The 21,943-nt window shown below is 34.1% G+C and carries 29 protein-coding genes and 1 pseudogene; 4 read left to right on the top strand and 26 right to left on the bottom strand.

Going from position 1 to position 21,943, the window contains the following annotated elements:
• The 10 genes from ACQY56_RS00150 to ACQY56_RS00105 form a co-directional block, all read right to left on the bottom strand.
• Positions 1–141, bottom strand: a 141-nt coding sequence (locus tag ACQY56_RS00150) for an ATP-dependent Clp protease proteolytic subunit (RefSeq protein ID WP_428743696.1), incomplete at its 3' end; no start/stop codon positions are given.
• Between the two features lie 10 nt (positions 142–151).
• Entirely contained in the window at positions 152–1,132 is a 981-nt protein-coding gene (locus ACQY56_RS00145; RefSeq protein ID WP_428738212.1) for an iron-sulfur cluster assembly scaffold protein, read from the bottom strand.
• A 14-nt stretch (positions 1,133–1,146) separates the two neighbouring features.
• Positions 1,147–2,352, bottom strand: a complete 1,206-nt coding sequence (locus ACQY56_RS00140) for a NifS family cysteine desulfurase (RefSeq protein WP_428738211.1) — start codon at positions 2,350–2,352, stop codon at positions 1,147–1,149.
• Between the two features lie 17 nt (positions 2,353–2,369).
• Entirely contained in the window at positions 2,370–2,696 is a 327-nt protein-coding gene (locus ACQY56_RS00135) for a nitrogen fixation protein NifQ (RefSeq protein WP_428738210.1), read from the bottom strand.
• Positions 2,693–3,913: an FprA family A-type flavoprotein gene (locus tag ACQY56_RS00130; RefSeq protein WP_428738209.1), complete on the bottom strand. Its 1,221-nt coding sequence runs from the start codon at positions 3,911–3,913 to the stop codon at positions 2,693–2,695. The genes ACQY56_RS00135 and ACQY56_RS00130 overlap by 4 nt, the downstream gene beginning before the upstream one ends.
• Positions 3,914–3,941: 28 nt before the next feature.
• Complete coding sequence (locus ACQY56_RS00125; RefSeq protein WP_428738208.1) at positions 3,942–4,313, bottom strand: NifB/NifX family molybdenum-iron cluster-binding protein; 372 nt, start codon at positions 4,311–4,313, stop codon at positions 3,942–3,944.
• Positions 4,314–4,353: 40 nt separating this feature from the next.
• Positions 4,354–6,216, bottom strand: a complete 1,863-nt coding sequence (locus tag ACQY56_RS00120) for a sensor histidine kinase (protein WP_428738207.1) — start codon at positions 6,214–6,216, stop codon at positions 4,354–4,356.
• Positions 6,217–6,303: 87 nt separating this feature from the next.
• On the bottom strand, positions 6,304–7,275 hold the full coding sequence (locus ACQY56_RS00115; protein WP_428738206.1) for a NifU family protein: 972 nt from the start codon (positions 7,273–7,275) through the stop codon (positions 6,304–6,306).
• A 1-nt stretch (position 7,276) separates the two neighbouring features.
• Positions 7,277–7,582, bottom strand: coding sequence for a N(2)-fixation sustaining protein CowN (gene cowN, locus ACQY56_RS00110; RefSeq protein ID WP_428738205.1), 306 nt, complete (start codon positions 7,580–7,582; stop codon positions 7,277–7,279).
• Between the two features lie 3 nt (positions 7,583–7,585).
• Positions 7,586–7,972, bottom strand: coding sequence for a NifB/NifX family molybdenum-iron cluster-binding protein (locus ACQY56_RS00105; protein WP_428738204.1), 387 nt, complete (start codon positions 7,970–7,972; stop codon positions 7,586–7,588).
• A gap of 106 nt (positions 7,973–8,078) precedes the next feature.
• Between ACQY56_RS00105 and ACQY56_RS00100 the strand changes: the two genes are divergently transcribed.
• On the top strand, positions 8,079–9,428 hold the full coding sequence (locus ACQY56_RS00100) for a nitrogenase component 1 (protein ID WP_428738203.1): 1,350 nt from the start codon (positions 8,079–8,081) through the stop codon (positions 9,426–9,428).
• Positions 9,428–9,835 carry an ArsC/Spx/MgsR family protein gene (locus tag ACQY56_RS00095; protein ID WP_428738202.1) on the top strand — a complete coding sequence of 136 codons (408 nt, stop codon included), beginning with the start codon at positions 9,428–9,430 and terminating at the stop codon, positions 9,833–9,835. The genes ACQY56_RS00100 and ACQY56_RS00095 overlap by 1 nt, the downstream gene beginning before the upstream one ends.
• Positions 9,836–9,962: 127 nt before the next feature.
• Here the strand turns inward: ACQY56_RS00095 and ACQY56_RS00090 are convergent, their stop codons facing one another.
• Together ACQY56_RS00090 and ACQY56_RS00085 are read right to left on the bottom strand one after the other, a co-directional pair.
• Positions 9,963–10,403, bottom strand: coding sequence for a hypothetical protein (locus ACQY56_RS00090; protein WP_428738201.1), 441 nt, complete (start codon positions 10,401–10,403; stop codon positions 9,963–9,965).
• 23 nt (positions 10,404–10,426) lie between these two features.
• Positions 10,427–10,996, bottom strand: coding sequence for a hypothetical protein (locus ACQY56_RS00085; RefSeq protein WP_428738200.1), 570 nt, complete (start codon positions 10,994–10,996; stop codon positions 10,427–10,429).
• 173 nt (positions 10,997–11,169) lie between these two features.
• On the opposite strand from ACQY56_RS00085, the gene ACQY56_RS00080 reads away from it, so the two are divergent.
• Together ACQY56_RS00080 and ACQY56_RS00075 are read left to right on the top strand one after the other, a co-directional pair.
• On the top strand, positions 11,170–12,789 hold the full coding sequence (locus ACQY56_RS00080) for a hypothetical protein (RefSeq protein WP_428738199.1): 1,620 nt from the start codon (positions 11,170–11,172) through the stop codon (positions 12,787–12,789).
• Positions 12,789–14,150 (top strand): DUF1501 domain-containing protein, encoded by a 1,362-nt coding sequence (locus ACQY56_RS00075; protein WP_428738198.1) that lies wholly within the window; start codon positions 12,789–12,791, stop codon positions 14,148–14,150. The genes ACQY56_RS00080 and ACQY56_RS00075 overlap by 1 nt, the downstream gene beginning before the upstream one ends.
• On the opposite strand, the gene ACQY56_RS00070 is transcribed toward ACQY56_RS00075, so the two are convergent.
• The 14 genes and pseudogenes from ACQY56_RS00070 to ACQY56_RS00005 all read right to left on the bottom strand — a co-directional run.
• Positions 14,147–15,232 (bottom strand): AAA family ATPase, encoded by a 1,086-nt coding sequence (locus ACQY56_RS00070; protein WP_428738197.1) that lies wholly within the window; start codon positions 15,230–15,232, stop codon positions 14,147–14,149. The two genes, ACQY56_RS00075 and ACQY56_RS00070, sit on opposite strands and share 4 nt — an antisense overlap.
• Positions 15,233–15,322: 90 nt before the next feature.
• Positions 15,323–15,517: a hypothetical protein gene (locus ACQY56_RS00065; RefSeq protein ID WP_428738196.1), complete on the bottom strand. Its 195-nt coding sequence runs from the start codon at positions 15,515–15,517 to the stop codon at positions 15,323–15,325.
• Between the two features lie 16 nt (positions 15,518–15,533).
• On the bottom strand, positions 15,534–16,751 hold the full coding sequence (gene rpoN, locus ACQY56_RS00060) for an RNA polymerase factor sigma-54 (protein WP_428738195.1): 1,218 nt from the start codon (positions 16,749–16,751) through the stop codon (positions 15,534–15,536).
• 73 nt (positions 16,752–16,824) lie between these two features.
• Complete coding sequence (locus ACQY56_RS00055; RefSeq protein ID WP_428738194.1) at positions 16,825–17,121, bottom strand: 2Fe-2S iron-sulfur cluster-binding protein; 297 nt, start codon at positions 17,119–17,121, stop codon at positions 16,825–16,827.
• A gap of 9 nt (positions 17,122–17,130) precedes the next feature.
• Positions 17,131–17,475 (bottom strand): 2Fe-2S iron-sulfur cluster-binding protein, encoded by a 345-nt coding sequence (locus ACQY56_RS00050; RefSeq protein ID WP_428738193.1) that lies wholly within the window; start codon positions 17,473–17,475, stop codon positions 17,131–17,133.
• A gap of 19 nt (positions 17,476–17,494) precedes the next feature.
• Positions 17,495–17,896, bottom strand: coding sequence for a nitrogen fixation protein NifZ (locus tag ACQY56_RS00045; RefSeq protein WP_428738192.1), 402 nt, complete (start codon positions 17,894–17,896; stop codon positions 17,495–17,497).
• On the bottom strand, positions 17,886–18,227 hold the full coding sequence (locus tag ACQY56_RS00040; protein ID WP_428738191.1) for a nitrogenase-stabilizing/protective protein NifW: 342 nt from the start codon (positions 18,225–18,227) through the stop codon (positions 17,886–17,888). Before ACQY56_RS00040 ends, ACQY56_RS00045 begins: the two co-directional genes overlap by 11 nt.
• Before the next feature lie 12 nt (positions 18,228–18,239).
• On the bottom strand, positions 18,240–18,641 hold the full coding sequence (locus ACQY56_RS00035; RefSeq protein ID WP_428738190.1) for a P-II family nitrogen regulator: 402 nt from the start codon (positions 18,639–18,641) through the stop codon (positions 18,240–18,242).
• Between the two features lies 1 nt (position 18,642).
• Positions 18,643–19,167, bottom strand: a complete 525-nt coding sequence (locus ACQY56_RS00030) for a flavodoxin domain-containing protein (RefSeq protein ID WP_428738189.1) — start codon at positions 19,165–19,167, stop codon at positions 18,643–18,645.
• 10 nt (positions 19,168–19,177) lie between these two features.
• Positions 19,178–19,600 carry a NifX-associated nitrogen fixation protein gene (locus ACQY56_RS00025; protein ID WP_428738188.1) on the bottom strand — a complete coding sequence of 141 codons (423 nt, stop codon included), beginning with the start codon at positions 19,598–19,600 and terminating at the stop codon, positions 19,178–19,180.
• Positions 19,600–19,998, bottom strand: a complete 399-nt coding sequence (nifX, locus tag ACQY56_RS00020; protein ID WP_428738187.1) for a nitrogen fixation protein NifX — start codon at positions 19,996–19,998, stop codon at positions 19,600–19,602. The genes ACQY56_RS00025 and nifX overlap by 1 nt, the downstream gene beginning before the upstream one ends.
• 72 nt (positions 19,999–20,070) lie before the next feature.
• Positions 20,071–21,336, bottom strand: a complete 1,266-nt coding sequence (nifN, locus tag ACQY56_RS00015) for a nitrogenase iron-molybdenum cofactor biosynthesis protein NifN (protein WP_428738186.1) — start codon at positions 21,334–21,336, stop codon at positions 20,071–20,073.
• A 117-nt stretch (positions 21,337–21,453) separates the two neighbouring features.
• Positions 21,454–21,792, bottom strand: coding sequence for a P-II family nitrogen regulator (locus tag ACQY56_RS00010; protein WP_428738185.1), 339 nt, complete (start codon positions 21,790–21,792; stop codon positions 21,454–21,456).
• A 10-nt stretch (positions 21,793–21,802) separates the two neighbouring features.
• Positions 21,803–21,943, bottom strand: a pseudogene (locus tag ACQY56_RS00005) (ammonium transporter); the annotation flags it as partial.

Here is a 21,943-nt window from a genome sequence, read left to right as displayed (position 1 = left end):
TTGTGCTACTATTGTTGAAGCTACTGCGTCGTTTACTTCTCCACTTAGCATTACTATTCTATCTTTTAATAATCTTGAATAGATATCGTAACTTCTCTCGCCTCGACCTGTTTTTTCGATTACATAAGGTATATAGCTCATCTGATCTCCCTTAAAGTGTGATTACTCTGATTCTGTCATCAAGGTTTTGTTTTAACGTACTCTCAATCGCATATAATGTACCTGTACTTCCTGTTGAACATGTTGAACAAGCTCCAAGGTATTTGATATAGATATCAATATTGTCATTTTCATCTTTGATATCTACAAGTTCCATATCTCCACCATCCATTATAAGCATAGGGCGAACATACTCTTCAATCACTGCATCAACTGCACGTGTTCTTTGTACCATACTCATAGAAGCAAAATCATCTTTATCTTCTTTTGGTGCATTTGCCATTGCAGTTAAACGCTCACGTTCCATCTCTTCACGTGTTTGTTTTAAGATATCTACTAAGTAAACATCTTTTGCTTCATGTCCACCTGGTTCGATACAAGATTTACAAAATCCACCAGCTTTTGTAAAATCAACAATATCTTCAATAGTTTTTAGATCATTGATCTTAATAACATCCACAAGTGTATCTTGAGTTACACGAGCACATTCACAAATGATGAACTCTTCCTCAAAACTCTCAGCGTCAACTCCTTTATAAGTAGCCGCTGCTTTTTTGATAACATCGTAAGCCATAACTGAACAGTGCATTTTTTGTGGTGGAACTGCAGGAACATCAGGAGTATCACGCATCGCTTTTTCAACATCGATGTTTGTAATTTTTACTGCTTCATCAACAGTTTTTCCCATACATAATTCTGTCATAATATCAGAACTCGCAATAGCAGTACCACATCCAAAACTTTTAAATTTGCTTCCTACAATTTTGTCAGTATCTTTTTCAACTGCCCAATAAAGTCTTACTGCATCTCCACAACTCTCAGCTCCAAAATCTGCAACAATTAAAGTTGCATTCATAGCCTCAGCTTCTTCCTCTGTAATATGTCCTTGATGTTGTGGATTGTTCATTCTATCTACAACAATATCGCTGTACTCATCCCAAATTGATCCACTTACTAAACTTGCTTTTGCCATAACTTTATTCTCCTTTAATTGTGTTCTAATCCGCTTACGTGATTTTTTGGTGTATATGCGTATGAGCTTGAGATACTTCTAAGTCTCTCAACTGCCTCTTTAATCTTCTCAATTGCATAATCTATCTGCTCTTCTGTATTAAAACGACTAAGTGAAAAACGGATTCCCGTATGTGCTAGTTCGCTATCACTTCCAAATGCATTCATCACAGGATTTGCTTCTAAATCTTCACTCGCACATGCACTCCCAGTTGAAGCTGAAATCCCATTTTTGTTTAAATCCCAAAGCATCGCTTCACCCTCAACACCTTTGATCGAGATAAGTGTTGTATTTGGTGTACGGTTTTCAGTATCCCCTATTACAATTGTGTCAGGAAGTTTTAAAATCGCACGTTCAAGTTTGTCGCGTAACATCCCAACATGGTTTTGCTCATAAGCTAACGCCATTGTATTTGTTGCTAATTGCATCGCTTTACCCATACCAACTATTGAAGCAACATCAAGTGTTCCAGCACGTCTACCATCCATTTGCTCACCACCATGCATATAAGGACTTAGTTTTACACCTTTTTTGATATAAAGTCCACCTACACCTTTTGGACCGTGAAATTTATGTGCTGAAAAACTTATCATATCTACATTTGCATCTTGAACATCAACTACTACTTTTCCAATCGCTTGAGTTGCATCTGAGTGAAAAAGTACACCTTTTGCCTTACAGATCGCACCGATCTCTTTTATAGGAAAAAGTTTTCCTGTTTCATTGTTTGCCCACATGATTGAAACTAGTGCAGTATCCTCACGGATCGCATCTGCAACTGCATCAGCTTCAAGTACACCTTGCTCATTTACAGCTAAGTATGTTACATCTACACCTTTTTTCTCTAAAAAGTTACACGCTGCTGTTATTGCAGGGTGTTCAACTTCACTTGTGATGATATGCTTTTTTTCACCATCCAGTATATAATCAAGCCAGGCACTTTTAATCACCCAGTTATTCGCTTCCGTTGCATTTGCAGTGATGATAATATCATCCTCATCATCTGCATTGATACCTTCATAAAGATAATCAAACGCTTCAGCTATTTTTGGATGTGTAGCAGAACCTACACTGTGAAGTGAATTTGGATTTCCATATAACTCACAGAAAAATGGTTTCATCTCTTCAAAAACTTTCTCATCAACTTTTGTAGTTGCATTATTATCTAAATATGCTTGCATAAACTTATTCCTTTGTATTAAATTTGACACTTAAAGCATGTATCTTGATCGTCACACTCTGCACATGCTGGTGCTGTTTCATTAACAAGATCATACATATATTTTTTCCATAGAGTATCTTGCGGTTTTAATTGCGCTAACTTTGGAAAATATTGTTGCATATATCTTCCCATCTCTACACGACTTGCAAACCCAAGATCTTGATATAGATGATTCATCTCTAATGATGCTCTAGCAATTTTTGGAGCAATTACCATTTTTGAATAATCATCTTTTGAAAAAAACTCTAACAATACTTTTACTTTTGCTTCTAATACTTCATTTGTTGTCATATATGCTGTCATAATGTCATCTCCATCATTTTTCCATTAACTATCTTTCCAAATTCTGTTCCATAGTCGTGACATGCGAGTAATTCTTCCTCTGTTGGTATCAATTTTACCTTCATTGGTTGCAAAGGGATACGAAAATTGAGTGCACCTAAACGGTGGTGTATCATATCTACAGCTTCACCACTCCATCCATACGATCCAAAACAACCGCCAAATTTTCCTCTTTTTTCTAAAAGCATCATACAACTTAGCAAATCCCACACTGGTTTTGGAGCATCACCATTAATAGTTGGTGCACCAATTAAAATACCTGTACTCTCTTCTAAAATAGAGAGCATATTTTGCTCATCGAGAGATGTAAGGTCATAAATATTTGCGATCAAACTATCATCTAGCTCAATACCATCATAAATACTTTGTGCCATCTCTTTTGTATTTTTATAACTTGTTACATAGAAAATAGAGATAATTTTTTTCCCGTGAAGGCGATCTGTTTTTGTACTCCACTCACGATAACGTTCTATATATCTTTGTGGATTTGTTCTCATAATTGGACCATGTAAATTACAAATTGTTTCAACTTCATATTTATCATAAAGGGAAAGCGCTTTTACAACATCACTTTTAAATGGGCGCATAATATGATCGTAGTAGTATTTAAATGCATACTCAAAATCCCCTACAAGATCATCAAATAAACGACTATCATAATAGTGTGATCCAAAAACATCCCCACTAAAAAGAACTTTATCCTCTTCTAAATACGAACTCATAGTTTCTGGCCAATGCAAATTTGGTGTGCTTAAAAACGTAATAGTTTTTCCACCAAGAGAAAGTTGTTTTTTGGTCCAAACTGTTTCAAACTCCATATCTTCTGTTTTAGCAATTGACTTTAACATCGGTTGTGCCATAGGAGAGATAAATATTTTTGCGTGTGGTACACGACGTGTTAACTCAGGAAGTGCACCGCTATGATCAGGCTCTAAATGATGCATAATGATATATTTTATATCATCATAAGAACATACTGACTCTATCTTTTCAAAGAACTCATCAGCAAACTCCTCTTTAACTGTATCAAAGATAATTACACCCTCATCAGTTTTTAAGAGGTAGGCATTATATGTAGTACCGTTGGCAGTTTTCATAATGATATCAAATGTTCTGATATCTTCATCACTAACACCGATATAATAAAGCTCTTTTGTTACTTCTATTGCCTGTTTCATAAAAAAAGTAATACATAAAGTGTTCCTTTTAATTTACTACTTTTAAAAGTATCCTTTTAAGCCATAATGGGGCATTTTCACCCATCATTTTTTGCAATGTATTTATTACATCTTCAATCTTTTCATCCTCTTTAGCTGCTTTCATAGGATAAATTCCTGCAATCTTAACCATATTTGCAGCTTTTGGACCTATTTGAGTTACATAGATGATATCAGCTTCACTCACACAATCAATTTTGTACTCTAACTTATCTACTTCCGCTTCATACTTTTTTGATGAGTCGATCTCTTTAATTAAAGTAGCACTATTTTCATCAATCTCATAAAGATAAAAAGTTTCACACCAACCAAAGTGTTCATTTATACTCAATCCATCTTTTGAAGCAAACGCAATTTTCACAATCTATCCTTTTAGTTAACTGCTCCAACTAATGCAAGAGTTATTCCCCACTCTCTAAATCAGTCAGTTTTTTAATTTGTAGCACAAAACAAGTTTCTTCATCTTGGGTAGTTATACTAATTTTTCCTTTAAGATGCTGTTCAACAATTGTTTTAGATATATATAAGCCAAGTCCTTTTTCATTTTTTTCTTTTTTAGTACTAAAATATGGTTCAAAGATTCGCTCAATATCCTCTTTATCGATACCACCACCATTATCACAGATTTTAGTTATTACAAATTCATTATCTTCTTCTATAGATATTGTTATGTTGCCATTTTCTATAGAACGCTCAATCAATATCTCAACAGCATTATTTAAGATATTTAAATAAACTTGAAAAAGCTGTCTTGAGCACAGATATATTTCACTTTTATTGCGATAGGTAGTTGTAACACTAATCTTATGCTCTTCAAGTGTAGTTTGCAGAACTTTTAAAACTTCATTCATTACATTTTCTGAATGCACATTCTCTTGTTTTGTATCATCTTTAAAACGAGAACTAAAATCATTGATGATATGAGAAAGTTTCTCTATCTCTTTTGAAACACTCTCTAATGTTGCTATTGATTTTTCAGTATCACTCTCACCTAACTCTAAATCAACTAAAAGATTATTTACTTCCATCCCAATTCCAGTAATTGGTTGACGCCATTGGTGTGCTAACATTTGTATCACTTCACCCATTGCAGCGTGTCTTGATTGTACCAGTATCTCTTTATCTTTTTGTCTATTTTTATCGACCTCGTCTTGAACTCTTTGTTCGAGTGTTTGATTGAGATGATTAAGTTCTTGTGTTCTTTGTTGTACTTTTGTTTCTAACGATGCATTGAGTTTTTCTGTCATTGTTTTAATTCTTGAAACGTAGATATATCGTATAATGAGTAATAATACAAAAATCGTTATTACAATAATGTACATACGATATTTTTTAATAACATCTTTTATTGAGAAACTTCTTTTTTCAAACGGAGATACATTGAGTTCTTTAAGTGTATCAAGAACAAGTTTATAATCCCCTGGTACACTCCATCCACCTATACCAGATTGCAGTGCGCATTCACACTCTTTATTCATATCAAAAAGCTCTCGTGTTAACTCTTTTGCGACCTCTTTAGATGCCCCAGGAACAACTGCCATTGGCCATTCTGGATAAAGTTGTGTACTGACTAAAAGTGGAAAATTTGGATATTGTTTTGAATTTATAACTTTAATGTCTTGAAGATTAAGCTTTCCTTCGTTTACCATTTTTTCTAGTGTATCAGTTCTAACAGTACCAGCATCAGCGCGACCTTCAAGTACAGCCTTGACAACACCATCATGTGTTTTTATAAAATTTAAAGATGCAAAATCTTTTTGAGGGTCTATCCCTGCGTGTTTAAACTCTAGCCAAGCCATTTGCCAACCGCCAAATGATGTTTTATCTACTGCTGCAAAATCTCTTCCAACAATATCATTAAGGCTATTGATATCAACTCTATCTGCACGAGTAAAAATTACTCCACCAAATTTATCAAGAATAATATCATCATTCACACGGTTATAAAGTGTAGCTATTTGACTTACACCATACTTCATCTCTAGGACTACATACACGCTAGAGTTCGTCAAAATGAAATCAACTTTTTTATTTTCTACAGCATCATCAATTTGATCAAAAGACAAAGGTACAAGAAGTATATGGTACCCTTTCATTCTCGTACTTAGATAATCACTAACAGGTTTCCAACGTTGTATTGTTTTATCTGTACCGCGTTTTGCTAATACACCAATTTTTATATCGATATTATGGGCTTCTAATAAACTTCCAAAAATCGTTATAAAAAAAGCTACTAAGATTAATTTTTTAAATAACTTAGACATAAAACCAATTCCCCCCTCTTTAGGACTATTAAAAATAAAATGTCCTACTACTGGAAGATTATATCTATAATTATCTTTAATGTAAACTTATATGACATACACCTTGATGTTTTCATCAATCACTTGTGAAAGTGTATTCATAATGATTTCATATGTTGTTGTTGAAGCCATAGAACAACCTGCACAGTTCCCTTGATATGCTAAACGCACCTCAATCTCTGGTTCATTGATATAGTCGATAAGAGTAATATCTCCACCATCTTTTACTAAAATTGGGCGAATATATCTCTGTAATGCATCCATCACTAACTCAAGTTGTTTCTCTTTTGGAGAGTTTCTAAATGCTAGATTGGGTTGACATGAAGTATTTGGCATTTTATCTACTCCACCCATTTGCGCTAATGCCATAGGGTGATTTGTTTTTGCAGCACTTAACATACAGTTAAATCCCTCTTTAACTTGTGCAAGGTCTGTTCTATCTTTTAAAAGCATAAGTCCAAGTCTAAAGTTTGCACCTTGATGATCTTTTTTTACTGCACGTCTAAAGTAATCAATAGTTTTATCTAAATCCTCTTCAACACCAAGTTTTGTTTGGTACATTAACGCTAAGTTGTAGTTAGCTGAATCATTATCAAACTCACTTGCCATCTCAAAATATTCTCTAGCTTTAGTAAAGTCTTTTGCTACACCCTCACCTTTTAGATACATGAGTCCCAAATTTGTCATCGCTTGATCATTTTTGTGTTTGATCTCCTCTTCCCACAATGCCACAGCCCTCTCATAATCTTTTGCTTTATATGCACTAAGTGCTTCTCTATGTTTCATAAATCTTCTCCCCTCGTTAGGATTTGGAAGTTTCCTTCCCGCATTATATTCTCTTATTATATGAGCTTTTAAATACTCATTTGCTAACTCTATAGCTTCATTATAATCTTCACTTGCTGCTTTTACATCAAAGTCAATAAACTCAGCAAGATAAGCATCGCCCACCTCATGTTCACCAGCAAAACACTCTAAAGGATAATCTAAACCTAAGTAATACTCAAGAGATTTTTCCATTTTAACAGCACTCCAGTTCACATTGATCCATCATTTTTACACCTTTTTCAAAGTCATACTCTTCAAAAAGATCAAAAATGTAAAATACATTTGAACACACTTGATACAAAGTATCTTTGTGTTCCCCTTTAACAAATTCCTCTTTATAATTTTTTGGAATTGTATTCATAAAACGTTTCCAAAAGTCATTATAAGATTCAGGTGCATGGTAAAAGAGTTCTTCCATAGCTTCTAAAACTAACGCTGCATTTTCGTAGCAGTCTATATTTTTAAAAGTGATATATCTATCTTTGAACTCTGTTTCCATACTTTAATCCTCACATCCACATTGACAAACGCCACCATTACCTGGATCGAGTTTCTCTTTATAGTTAGTACTATCTACTTTACTCAACTGCTTTTTCAAAAACTTTTCATGAATCTCATCTAAAGACATCTTCATATGTTCAGTTGTATAAACGTCCATATCATTCTCCACAAATGATTTGTACACACCCTCACCCATGTGATAATAAATAGCAGAACTCACGCCATATGAACGTAAAAATGCCGCACTTTTTGGACCTTCACCCATCACTTCATTTTTTACAACACTTAATTCACCATCATTAAAATTAAGAATTCCAAAATATGGAGCTTGTCCAAATAACTCTGATATATTTGCATCAAATTCATTATCTAAAGGAATTGCTAACATTTCGTTTCTCCTGTGCAATTTTATATAGTATATGCAGATAATGTTCCCTAGAACCCAGTGGAATACTATATGTATACTTACGTATAATAGAATTTAGGAGTTTGATATGGTCAATAGAAAACTTATTCGTGAACTTTTAAGTGAGTCAGCTTGTACTCACAATGAGAAAAAAAAGAGCTCGTGTGATAAACCAAAACCAGGAGCAACAAGTGGTGGATGTGCTTTTGAGGGGGCACAAATCGCACTTTTTCCTTATGCTGATGCTGTACACCTTGTTCATGCACCTGCAACTTGTCAAGGGGCATCATGGGAAACTAGAGCTACACTTACAAGTTATGAAGGTGAGGACAATACTGTAACGGGTTACTACACAGATGTAACAACAAATGATGTTATATTTGGAGGCGATCAAAAGCTTGAAGACTCGATCGAATGGATAGTTGCACATAAATCTCCAAAAGCAATCTTTGTCTATGAAACATGTGTAACTGCTATGATCGGTGATGATATGGACAATGTTTGTAAACGTATGCAGGAAAAACATGCTCTGCCTGTTGTAGTTGTTCATGCTCCAGGGTTTGTTGGGAGCAAAAATCTTGGAAGCCGTTTAGGTGGGGAAGCTGTTTTAAACCAACTCATAGGTACTCGTGAACCTAAAGAGATTCATCCATTTGGTATCAACCTCATAGGTGAGTACAATGTAACTGGAGATATGTGGCAATATATACCTATACTTGAACGTATTGGAATCAAAGTAGTATCTACTTTAGCTGGAGATGGACGTATAGAAGATATACAAACTGCACACACTGCAAAACTTAACGTAATTGTTTGTGCAAAATCTTTAGTAACACTTACTCGTAAGATGCAAGAGCGTTACAACATCCCTTATATCTCTGTATCTTTTTATGGAAAACGTGACACTACAAATGCTATTCGCTCCATCGTAAACGCTTTTGGAGATGAAGAGTTAACTCTTCGTGCTGAAAAAGTAATAGCATATGAAGAAGCAAAACTTGAACAAAGCTTGATCCCATACAGAACAATTTTACAAAACAAAAAAGCGATCTTAAACACAGGTGGGAATAAATCTTGGTCAATCGCATCTGCACTTCAAGATATAGGTATAGATGTAATCGCAACAAGCGTTAGAAAAGCAACATTAGAAGATATAGATATGGCAAAACAGTATGTCAACATCCTTATGAAAGCTCCTGCTCAAGAACAAGGCAAACTCATAGATGAGCATAATGTTGACATCTTACTCGCAGGTGGACGTAGTTTATATACAGCGATCAAGAAAAAAGTAGCTTTTGTTGATGTTAACCAAGAGAAAAAAGTAAGTTACGGTGCATACGGTGGTTTAGAAAACTTAGCCAAAGATGTATGTGCAGCAGTAAACAACCCTGTGTTTAAAGTAGTAGGCGTTGCTGCACCTTGGGAGCAAGAAGGATAATGGAAGTTACTTTTTTTGAAAAACCTGGATGTGCAGGTAACGCAAAACAAAAAACGCTTTTAGACCTGTATAACATCCACTACAAAACCGAAGATATTTTGTCATACCCTTGGACAAAAGAGTTCCTAGAAGAGTTTTTTGAAAATGTTGCCAAAGAGGATATCTACAACCCTTTTGCACCTCAAATCAAAAGCAAAGAGATAGAACCAAAAAACCTGACTAAAGAGCAACTGGTAGAGTTAATGTTAGAAACCCCTATACTCATAAAAAGACCTCTTTTAATAGTAGGTGAACATAAACTCTGTGGTTTTAGTATAGAGAAAATCAATGAACTTTTTCATAAAGACATCTGCACATCTGTAAGCATCTCAACTTGTCAAAGCCAAACGTGTACAAGTCCTAAATAAACTTTAACCCTCAGCTCTATTCTTGCTTTAATACTTTAGCATAGGAGTGTATATATGCGATTTATGAAGTTTTTTTGTAGTTTCATTTATATGCATCCCCATGCATAGCATGGGGACGAGCTATATTTTATTTTATATCTTCAATTATATTTGTAGATACATCTATTTCACAGCGTTGACTTACTGAATTTTCAATTTTAAGCATTATTTGTTTCATTTTACCAATTTCAGGAGGATTATAATTAATACCAATATAGGTATGTCGAAATTCAATTACACCTTCTTCATTAGTAATAAAATAGAAATTTCCGTATAAACCATCATAAGTATAAGAAAATCTGTCAATAATTTCAGGTTGTTCTATACCATTGAAAGTTAACCTCTGAGAACCTTCTTCTGTTTGGTATTTTATATTAGAGATACCTTTAATAACTTCTAATGAATCAATAATACATTTTACTGGTAATTTTACAGTATTCACTGTAGAGTACCTTATAACGCCATGTACTGTATCACATCCAATAATAATTATACTTAAAGTCATTAATAGTAAAAGTTTTTTTTTCATTTATGACACTTCCTCAAACATAACTAAAATACTCTTCCATTCATTGGTCCAACTTCCATAAATGCATGATTTCCATGCACATGACCATCCATGATTAATCCAGTAGCCATAGAAACTATATTTGCAGGAATATAAAGTGGTCCAAGAATTTCACCTTGATATGTATGTTGCATTTCATGATTACCCATAGTTCCAATACCATGTAGAGTTCCGTCACTTGGCTTAACATCTGGGCCATAAGTAATTGTATTTCCAAAAGTAATTGCTCCATTGCCACCAAAAGGATTATTCATAAACTCTATAGCATTATGACCAAATTTAATAGATGGATTTGTCCGCATCATCAAACCCGCAATGTAACCTACTCCACCATAAGCAAGACCTATAGCAGTATTTATAGAACTCCATACTTTTCCAACATAACTTGCCACTTTTAAAGCTCCACCTTCTACATTAAACAACTGAATAAAAGCCCCAGTAATAGCACCATTTGCAAACTTCCCACCTGTTAGCTCACTCACAGTCCCTCCTACTACTGCCATTATAGCAGTTCTTCCTGCAATCTTTCTATAACCTTTATTTTCTAAACTCAACTCTCTAAAAACAATTATCCTACTTAATCTGTATTATATACTAAAACTTAAAAAAGAGTTAAAACAACAATATAGACACATAAAAAAACAATAAACTTTATTTATTCATTTTAAATAGCTATAATACCAAAACTTAATATTTTCATAAGGTTGAATTATAAAAAGGAGGGGTTTTGAGAAATATTGTATTTTTATTTATTATCTCAATTGCGTTTTTAGGATGTGGATCATCAAGCAGTGACTCAGGTTCGAATACTGCTACGGATTCAAAATACTCTATAGAGTATGAAGGGTTACTCTTTTACTCAAAAGATATGTCCGTAGGTTCTTATAGTTTAAAAGCACTTACACAACAAGAGTTTGATGCTCTTTCATTGGAAGAAAAGTATAGAGTAAGTGATAAACTGCTCGCAACACTCTTTTTTGGTATGACAAAAGAGGAACTTGAGCAACATTTTGATGCAAATGATTTTATTAGTTCTATTCAAACAAACTTACAAAAAGACCTAATTGATCGAAGTGCTCTTGAATCTGAAATATTAAATGAAGATCATTATTATATATCAACCTCTGGTGAACAAGAAGCAGTTACAATTTTGGCACGTTTTTATGCGATGGATAAGCTAGATAGATACTTTTTTAACAACTGGAGTGCTTACATTCTCACGCAAACGATTATGTTTTCTCCAGCGTATGAACTTGACTCTAGCCATGCAGAAAATATTGCAAGAGTTTACAACAGACTCGTAACTCTTTTAGATGATGAAGCGACTATGGCTTTTGTTACATATACACACATGATAAGTGATGATAATTGGAGACGTTTTAGAAGTCCTGAGGATAATGGTCGTGAAATGCTTGAAATCTATACACTTGACCAAGAAGACTCTCATGTACCTATAGCAGCTAAAGCACTTCAAAACTGGAGTTTAGATCGTGATTATGATACTTTAGTTATTGGTCTGAATGAAAATACTACACCACTGCAACTTTTTGGAACTACCATTTATAATGGAGATGATTTTTATAGAGAACTAGCAAAATCTAGTGCTTTTCGACGTGGTGTTATTTCAAGATTAGTTGACTTCTTTTTCCCTGATGCAACAGATACAAAAAAAGCTAGTATCATTTCATCTCTTGTGCAAAGCAATCCAAAAACATGGCAAGATATCCTCAAACAAATTGTATTTTCAAAAGAGTATCTTTTAAATACCACTCGTGCAAAAAGTGCTGAAGAGTTATTTTATTCACTTGCAAAAAAAATGGATTATAAATTAAGAACTAATTCAATGCATTACTTTCAAGATTGGCTTGAAAATATGAACCAAGCAACTATGAAATACAAACTTGGAAAACTTACTCGTGTACCTCTTGATACTCTTTCATTTGCTTTTTTTCATAAGTTTATCCGTGAAGAAGTTTTTTTAAGACGTTCAAATCCTAACTCGATCGATGACTATACAGCTTGGGATCGTCAAGGCTGGGATCAAAGCTTTTTAGATAATGAAAACTTCACTTACGACTATACAGATGAAGTTGAAAGTGTAAGCAGTTTTATCAACTATCTGTTCTTAACAATGATAAATAGAGAAGCAAATAGCGAAGAATTAGCAATGTTTATCAACCATTTTACATATCTCAAAGAAAATGATACGCAAACTTATTTTTACTCTCAATTTGACATTTTTGCTTCACAAGACACAAGAGAAAACAATAAAAGAAATATAGCTATTGTCGTTTTAGATTATCTTTCAAGACTTGATAATGTATATATTTTTAAAGGAGTAAACTAATGACTAGAAGAGAATTTATCAAGTTATCTGTTGCAGCTTCAGCAGTTTTAACACTTCCAACTACTGCTCAAAGTGCAGTGTTAGACCTATCTTCAATAGAATTTTCACAAGATGATTACACTAGCAATAATGCACAAGTCATTATGGTCTTTTTATATGGTGGTGCAAGTCAATTGTGTGCAAATATTTCAAATATGGATGATATCAGAGCAAATTCACAAAGTGATTATGACAACTATTTTCGTGGAATTACAGCTACAACAAACAACTTTTGGCAAGAAGCAGGTGGTACACCATTAGAAGAGATGGTAAGTGCTGGTGATGCTACGATCTTTAGAACATGTTACTCCCAAGTTCGTGAAGATGCAGGCAATAAAGCACATGGAGAATGTACAGCACAAAACCAATATGGTTCATTTGATGATACTAATGCTGGTATTGTTTCCAATATAGCTGCAATTCTCCAAAACCAAGAGATGATAGGTGAAGATACCATCATGCCATTTGTAACTTTAGAGGGAGAGTCAAAATTTTACGCGACAGGTTCGCTTAAATTAGACAGCTATTTAAGAGCTGTAGGGCTTGATGAAAATTTAGATAATCCATATAAAAGAAATAGTATAAGAAACTGGCTTTATTATACTTACCAAGAAAGACAAACAAGTGGTTATAACAACAGTGAAACAGGATTTGATCCAGCACTCGATGCAACGATGAACACTTTAGCTCAAAAAAATAATACAAATGAAAAAATCATAAATAACTTCAATAAAAGAACAGAGTTAAGTGACTTTATAGATACTATCGCCGATACAACTACACCAGATTTGGGTGACGATGCATATCCAACAAATAATAACTTTGCAGATAAACTAGAAGCAGCTATAAATGTTATGGCAACAAATAGTGATACAAAAATCATAACACTTGGAACATCTGGTCTTGGTGGCTGGGATGACCATAATGATGCACGAAACTATGTCACTCGATGTGAATCACTCTTTACAACTATAAAATCAGCAATGGCTCATCTTGAAGCAATCAATAAAAAAGATGAGATATCTATCTTAGTATTTGGAGAATTTGGACGTAATGTCAACCTCAACTCTGCTTTTGGATGGGATCATGGAAATCTACAAAATTTTTATCTCTTTGGCGGTAAAGGCTACTTTAACCACAGAGGTGTCGTAGGGGAAACAGTTTTAGATGATGTTGGAGCAATTAACAGAATGTATCTCAAACCAGCAACAAATACAGAGTGGTTTGAACCCCTCTCCATAGCAGCAACAGTATATAAAGTTTTTGGCATACAAAACCCAGAGATTTTAACAGGTGGATATGGGGCAGTAGATATATTCTAAAGCCTCTCCACCCACAATTCTAAAGTTCTATCGGGGATGAAGTAATTATCCCCATCTTTGTCGATCATCTCGTTTGAAAAGAGTGTTTTTATTGAAGATTGTAAGGTTTGCTTTTTGATATTGAACTCTTTTAAAACTTCAGCATTGAAAAAGCCATTTTTGTATTTGCCTACGATTTTAAGTGCTGTTTTTTGGTTATTGTTTAACGTATCGTAGATAAGTCTAAAACTTGCATCTTTTGAGTTGATGATCTCTTCTACAACTTGATCTACTGCATCATTATCTATCTCTTTTATCTTATAAATATACAAAAGATGTAAGATGTTTTGGATAAGTTTTGTTTCCCCATTTGCAAGTTCATAGATGTATGCAACAACCTCTTTAGAAATCGCTATATACTCTTTTACATAGTTGAAGATATCTTCAACATTTAAAGGCTGCAGTTCAAAATGGTTAGCTAACTCGTAAAGTGGTGCTTGATATGAAAAAAGAGAAGTTAGAAGATGGCGTTTTGAACCTAAAAATATATAAGAGATATTTTCTCTATTTTGGACATAAGTTCGCAAATACGCATCAAGTTTCACATCTTTGATAGTAGCGATCTGTTGAAACTCATCAATCGCTAAGATGATTTGTTTCTTTTGTGCAAGTTCATTTAAAGAGCTGAAAAAATCCTCCATCATCTGCTCAAAACTAAGTGTAGCTACAACTGGTTTTAAACTATACTTCAAAGTTTTTGTATCGATGGTAGGCTCAACTCGAACTCTTTTAAATAGTGATGTGAGTGTTTTTATAGCTGATTTTATATCCAAGTCTTGTGCATTAGACAAAGCTTTAAGAAGTGCATATGCAAAGTCCTCTTTTGATGTTATATCAAATATATCCACATAGATACACATATACTCTTTTTGATGTGTTTGGAAAAAGTAGTTTATCAAAGAGCTTTTTCCCATTCTACGTTTTGAATGGATAAGCATATTGTTAGAAAATTTTACAGTTTTTTCTAACTCTTTGATCTCTTTTTCTCGACCAAAAAAGTGTTTTTCATCAGATATCTTGTCATAAGGAAATGGTGAAGTCATGGTATGACCTCCTAGTATTTATTTTTAAATACTATTAGTATAATATAATTATTTTCTTATGTCAATACTAAAAGTATTTACTTTTAAATACTAATCTTCTAAAAAAATCGCTTCGTTTAATATCACAGCATCATCTTTAAAACCATTTGTACTATCTTTTGGAAATGTTGAAAAACCTTCAATTGAACCGCACTTTGGACATTTTCCTGCATCTAATGATGCAAGTTGTTCTATAGTGATCTTTTCATCACACTCTTGACAATAATAAACTATCTCTTCAGCCATCTTGTTTCCTTTATCTTTAATCTCTAACTTTATAAATTTTCTTACGCTCTTTAGATGAAGGTATATCGAGTTGTTTTCTATATTTTGTGATAGTTCTTCTTACCATATTCATGTTATAGCGCTGCATCACTTTTTCTACTAAGTCTTGATCTGTTAGCGGTTCTTCATGATCTTCATTTTCAACTAGATTTTCTATGAAATGTTTCACTTCAGATGATGAAAGATTTTTTGAAACTGCATTTGTGAAAAATGATTTGAGTGAAAATATCCCTCGATCGCATTTGATATACTTGTTTGAAACTGCGCGTGAGATTGTAGATTCTTCAAACCCGATCTCTTCTGCCACTTGCGCCATCGTCATAGGTTTTAACTCACTCCCAATGAAAAATCCCATTTGCCGTTCAACAATTATAAGCACAAGTTTATAGAGTGTGGATTTTCTAAGTTCTAGTAGGTTCACTAGATCACGCGCCTCTTTAAGTTTATGCTTGAGCTCATCATTTTTACTTTTAAATGGGTCTGTGATGACAATATCTGGATAGTAACTATGGTTTATTTTTACAGATATATCTTCCCCAACTTCTACAAAAAAATCGGGAACTATATACTCATTATCTTCTTGATAGTCTATCGCTGGAGGTGATTTGAACTTCTTAATAGCAGACGTTGCTTCTTCAAATCTATGGTGTTTGTGATATTTATCTATACTTTTTAAATTTTTGATCATCTTTTCGATCAATTGACTGAGTTCATTATCGATACTTAACTGTGAGAGTTGAAACTCAAAACACTCCACCATATCTTTTGCAGCTACACCACAAGGGTCTAAGTAGGCAAAACGCCCTCTTATACTCTCTACAAACTCTTTGGTAGTGTTACACTTTATAGCTATATCTTCTATATCACCATCAAAATATCCATCACTATCTACATTATCAAGTATCTCCATAGCAACTGATTGTGAATTTGGTGTAGGAAAGAGTGGTGCGTCTATTTGATTTGAAACTTTTTCATAAAAAGACTCTTTATAAACATTGATCTCTTCAATTAAACCACTACTTGAGTAATTCGATTCAAAAGATGAGTTATACTCTAAAAATGGGTTGTCAAAACTATGTTCTTTAAATACAGCTTCTAAATCTTGCAAAGGTGCTTGTAACAATGGTAACCAAAGTCTTAGTGACAATTGTAACGATTGTTTTTGTTTGGCTTGTAGCCCTAGTGAAGTTGACATGTTTGACATTTCTCATTGTACTCAAACCAAAGATGGTTTGAGCATTTTTATTGCGTAAGTTTTACGCAATAGCTTAGTATTTTAATCTTACTAAACCGTTTGGCTTAGCTATTTTCATTTGACAAGAAAGACGTGAATTAGGTGTACAAGTACCTGAACAAATCTCTTTAAGAACTTTTACTTCTTTATCTGTTTTATCTGTAAGGAATTCCATTCCAGATTCAACTTCAACGATACAAGTTCCACACTCACCATCACGACATCCAAAAGGAAGTGCACTACCACTAGCCTCTACGATATCTTGAATAGTACTACCTTCTTTCACGTTAATTGCTAAAAAATCGTTTACGATCTCAACTCTTGTTGTCATTTTCTCTCCTTATTGTAAAAATGGTTTAATAATCACATCACCCTTAACGAGTGTTTGACAAGCTAATCTAACTTTAGGGCTAATAGTAAATTGTTGACAATGTTCAGCATCTTTAGCTTTTAAAACACCAAGTTCAATTAGTTTTCCTAGTTCTTTATCTTCGATATAGTTCGTAGGCTCTTCATCTTCAATATTTTCATATTTGATAAGACAACTAGCACAGTCACCATCTTGACACTCAAAGTTAATAGGGATACCATTATCTTTAGCCAATCTTACAATCGGTTCACCTTTAGCTGCATGATACAGACCGTCTTTTTCTGCATCGAACCCAATGAAAATCACTTTTGCCATTTTTCTTCTCCTTATTCAACTATTTTTTTTCTCTCAATTTAGCCATTTTTGCACGATGTTCTTCAAATGCTATACGATCTAAAGTCTCTTCATCAACATAATCATCTTCTAAAGATTCAAGCTCATGCTCACGACAGCCAACTATCTCCACTTCCATATTGCTACCAAAAAAATGCACTTCATAGACACGGATCACTTGAAGAAAATCCCCCATTGTCTTGATATAACCAACACTCCCCTTGGGCATCATTAAGGTACCGATTTTTGCATGTGGATATGTACCGTCATTTACAATATCTTCAACCAGTTGAACTTTTTGTCCTATGCGATACTTTGGTTCATCAGCATCACGCCCTGATCTATCAGCGGTAACACTGTCATACAACTTTACATCTGGGTCGAAAGTATGATTAGCAGCCACAACTATTTCCTGGTTGCGGTGTACAACTCATACAGCCACTTAGTTTTCCATCTTTAAACATATCCCAAACGTCAGCTGCACTTGGAGCATAACCGTTAACAAATTCACCATAAACTTTTAAAAGTGAATATTTTAGAAAATCTAAAAGGCGCTCCTCATCATCACTAAGATTATCCATCCCAGTTTTGATCAAAGTTCCATACTCTTTTAAAATGTGAAAACGCTTAACATTTACTAGTCTTGCATCATATTCTAAATCGAAAAAATCAAAATAATCTTCCGCATCAGTTAGTTCATAGAACTCATCCAATGACTTTTCAATAGTATTCATAATCTATTCCTTTCAACTACATGGTGTATCAATTTGTGTTGTAACTATCTCTGCAACATTGGCAATTTTTTTATCAACTTGTGTAGTTAAAGCATCTCTGTCTCGTTCGCCAGTTCTAATACGCTCAACACCACCAACATTAATCCACCACATTTTTCCTGCACCTCGTCCTAAATCGTGTGCATTGCTGCGCACACACTCCATAGCACGTTCTCTATTTGCCTCTGTTGAAACAACCATCTCTAGTTTTACTTTATCTACAAGGTCAGTTATTCCATTATCAGCTTCTTTTAAACCAAAAGTTCCTTTTCCAATAACATCACTAACAGTGATTCCTTCAAAGTTATTTGCAAAAAGGTCTTCAAGAATATTTTTTAGATTTGCTTTATTAACTACCGCTGTAACCAGATACATTTTATTCTCCTAGTTCTGATTTTAATAAGCGAACCCACTTCTCTATCCTTTCTTCAGTTTTTCCACTCTCATTGTGCTCATCGATTCCTAGACCACAAAATTTTCCATCGATTTCAGCGAGAGAAAATTCATAATCATAGTCATCTTTTGGTATAAAACCTATAGCTTTTGCACCAGCACCTGTAAATGTAGCGTGAAGTTTTCCTAAAGCTGAACAGAAGTGTTCACCATGTTTTTTACAGTCTCCTGCACCAAAAAAGGCAACTGTTTTTCCACTAAAATCGATCTCTTCATCTTCTATCTCTAAAATTGGATCAACCCATGAGAAATGCAAATCACCTTGCCCCCATGTAGAACTCCCTAAAAAAAGTACGTCGTAAGCTAGAAGTTGTTCTTCAATATCATCAAAGTCCTCTTCCATGTTGATAATATCATCTTCGTCTATCTCAAACTCATCCGCTAAAGCGTCAGCTACCTTCATACTTGTTCCACCAGCAGTACCTACAAATATTCCATATTTTGCCATTTATTTTCTCCTATTTTTTATATTCGTTGTATATTTTTATAGCATCTTGCACCATTTTTTCACCATCTTCACATAATTGCTCGTATGTACGGAAAGAAAAACGGTGTGCATCTTTAAAAAACTTGTTTACAATTACAATCTTATCGGCGATTACAACTGCACGACCAAAGCCCTCGTGGCTCATCTCCATTACCACTGAACACATGATACCAGTTTCTTTCTCAAAAGCAAGTGCTACTGATTGATAAATCAAACGGATATCTTGAATCTGCATCTCATCAATGTCCGCAATAACAGGGATGTTTTTTAATTCTTCTTTTGTTTTTACATATTTTTCTTTTAATATCTCTTCATCTTCACGATTTGCCCAAGTACCGAACTGATCAAGTGCACGCACTTGTCCTATCAAAGTTTTTATAAATAAATTTTCCATTATGCTGCCTTTTTTTCAATAATTTTTTTAATAAATGGAGGTGGATTTGTATTTAACATGGCTACAAGTTTTTTTAGCTCTTCATCAATTCCAACCACCTCTTTGTATTTAATAGGAAAGATTCCAGAGTTGATGATTTTCGCAGCAGCTGTTGGTCCAATATTTACAAAATAAACAATATCACAACCATCTAATAATGCTACAGTTTTGTCTGTATCTTTGTCATCGATTTTAATAATAGTCGTGATATCGAAACCTTCACTTGAAATATCATAAACATTAAACTGTTTTGCACTCCCAAAGTGAGCGTCGATATTTTCATTGTCATTCGTTGCAAAAGCAACTCTTATTGTACCAATTGCACCATCTTTAGATGTTACTTTAATTGTTGAAGCCATAGTAATCTCCGTTTTCTATATCTGTACTTTAGTATATACAGAAAATGTTCCTTAGAGATTTTTTTAGCTTTTTTAATGGTGTTTAGATGAATTAATAAGGTTAGCTATGCTAAAAAGAAGATAACAACTTCCCTCATAAAGAGTGTCATTTATAAGCTGATTTCCAACTGTTTCATAGTTTGGAAAACCACGTAAAAGAAGTACTTTATGGTGTTTATGAGCTATACGTTCACCATGAAAATTTGTAATGAGCAAATCAGCATCTTGGAGTTTTGCCTCTACATCTTCAAAATCGCCTACTATCACTTCACAACCTAAATGATCTAAAAGTGTAGTTTTTGTTGGAACTACTATAGCTTTTATGTCTGCTCCAGCTTCTAAAATAGTTGTAGCAACACTGAGTGATTGATCTGCTTCGAGTGCTATAACCACTTTTGTACCACCTATTGCAAAATGGGTATCTAAAAGTGCATCTTGTAATCTTTTTCTCCAACGCACTACACTTGGTGTTGGTTTTGAAATCGATTTAAACTCCATAAGTGCTTTATAAAAAGCATCTGTTGCAAGTAATCCACTTACAGTATCAAAGTGCATATGAGTCATTTTTTCATTTTTTGCTTTCAATAGTGTTCCTGCTTTATTTACAGAAGCTCCTATAGAGATAACTACACTTGCATCACCTAGTTTTTTAATATCTTCAACACTAATCCCTCCACTACTTAGTGCACCTTGTTTAAGTCCTAAATGTCCATCAAGTGAATCACTCAAATCAGGCAGAGCATATACTTCAAAACCAAACTTTGCAATCTCATCTTTGATCTTTTCAATCTCGATCGGTGTTAAGTTTACATTTGGAATCACTACTGCTTTATTAGTATCGATACTCTCTTTTTCTTCTACAAGTTGGTCTACGATTGCTTCAACTGATTTTGCAAAACCACTCTCTAAACCACCCTCAAAATCTGGAGTATGTACATAACACATAAGCTGCACATCTTCTAAAAGTTTAGCAGCACCTTTGATGTCATCCCCTTTTGTCTCTGTCATACCAGTTGTAAAAAGACCTACAAGATCAGGTGTTACTTTTTTTGTAATGTTTTTTATAGCTTCTGAGATCGAATACTCTCCACCATCAATAACAGCTGTAATATCATTTACAGCAGTAGTTTGTATAGCTATAGGATCACTAAAATGTCTTGTAAAAAACACCTTAGAAAATGAAGCACATCCTTGTGCACCGTGCATTAGTGGCATACAGTTTTTTATACCTAAAAAACATAATAGCGCTCCCATAGGTTGTGAAAGTTTTATTGGGTTTGTTTGTAATGGTTTATTCATGATAGTATCCTCTTTTCAAAGATATTCAAATAGTATTCCAAATGATTTTAGGGCACCTCTAAAAACTCTAGCAATACTCAGAGGGGATATCCCCACAAAAGTGGGAATATAAGGGGACTAAATAGCGTCTTCGCCAGATTCGCCTGTACGAATTCTCACTATATTTACTATAGTACTTACAAAGATTTTACCATCACCGATTTTACCAGTGTTGTTGATATCTTTAATAACTTTTGTTACTTCTGTAACTAAGTCATCTTTTACCACTAACTCCACAAGAGTATGTGGTACAAAATCTGTTTCATATTCAGCACCACGGTAAAGTTCCGTGTGCCCTTTTTCACGACCATAACCTTGAATCTCAGATACAGTCATCCCCTCTATACCAATGTCAGCCAATGCATCTTTTGTTTCATCTAACTTATATGGTTTTATGATTGCTTCTATCTTTTTCATCATTTCCACCTTATACGTTTAAAACTTTTTCACCATGAACAGCTTCATCAAGACCAAGTTGTTCAGTTTCTTCATCAACTCTACCACCGCCAGTGATTGCAGAAGCGATATAGTAAACGATAACAGTACCAACAAGAGTGAAGATACCAAC

Source organism: Sulfurimonas sp., from assembly GCF_050296975.1.
Taxonomy (GTDB): Bacteria; Campylobacterota; Campylobacteria; order Campylobacterales; family Sulfurimonadaceae; genus Sulfurimonas.
This window is presented reverse-complemented; position numbering and strand designations above follow the sequence as displayed.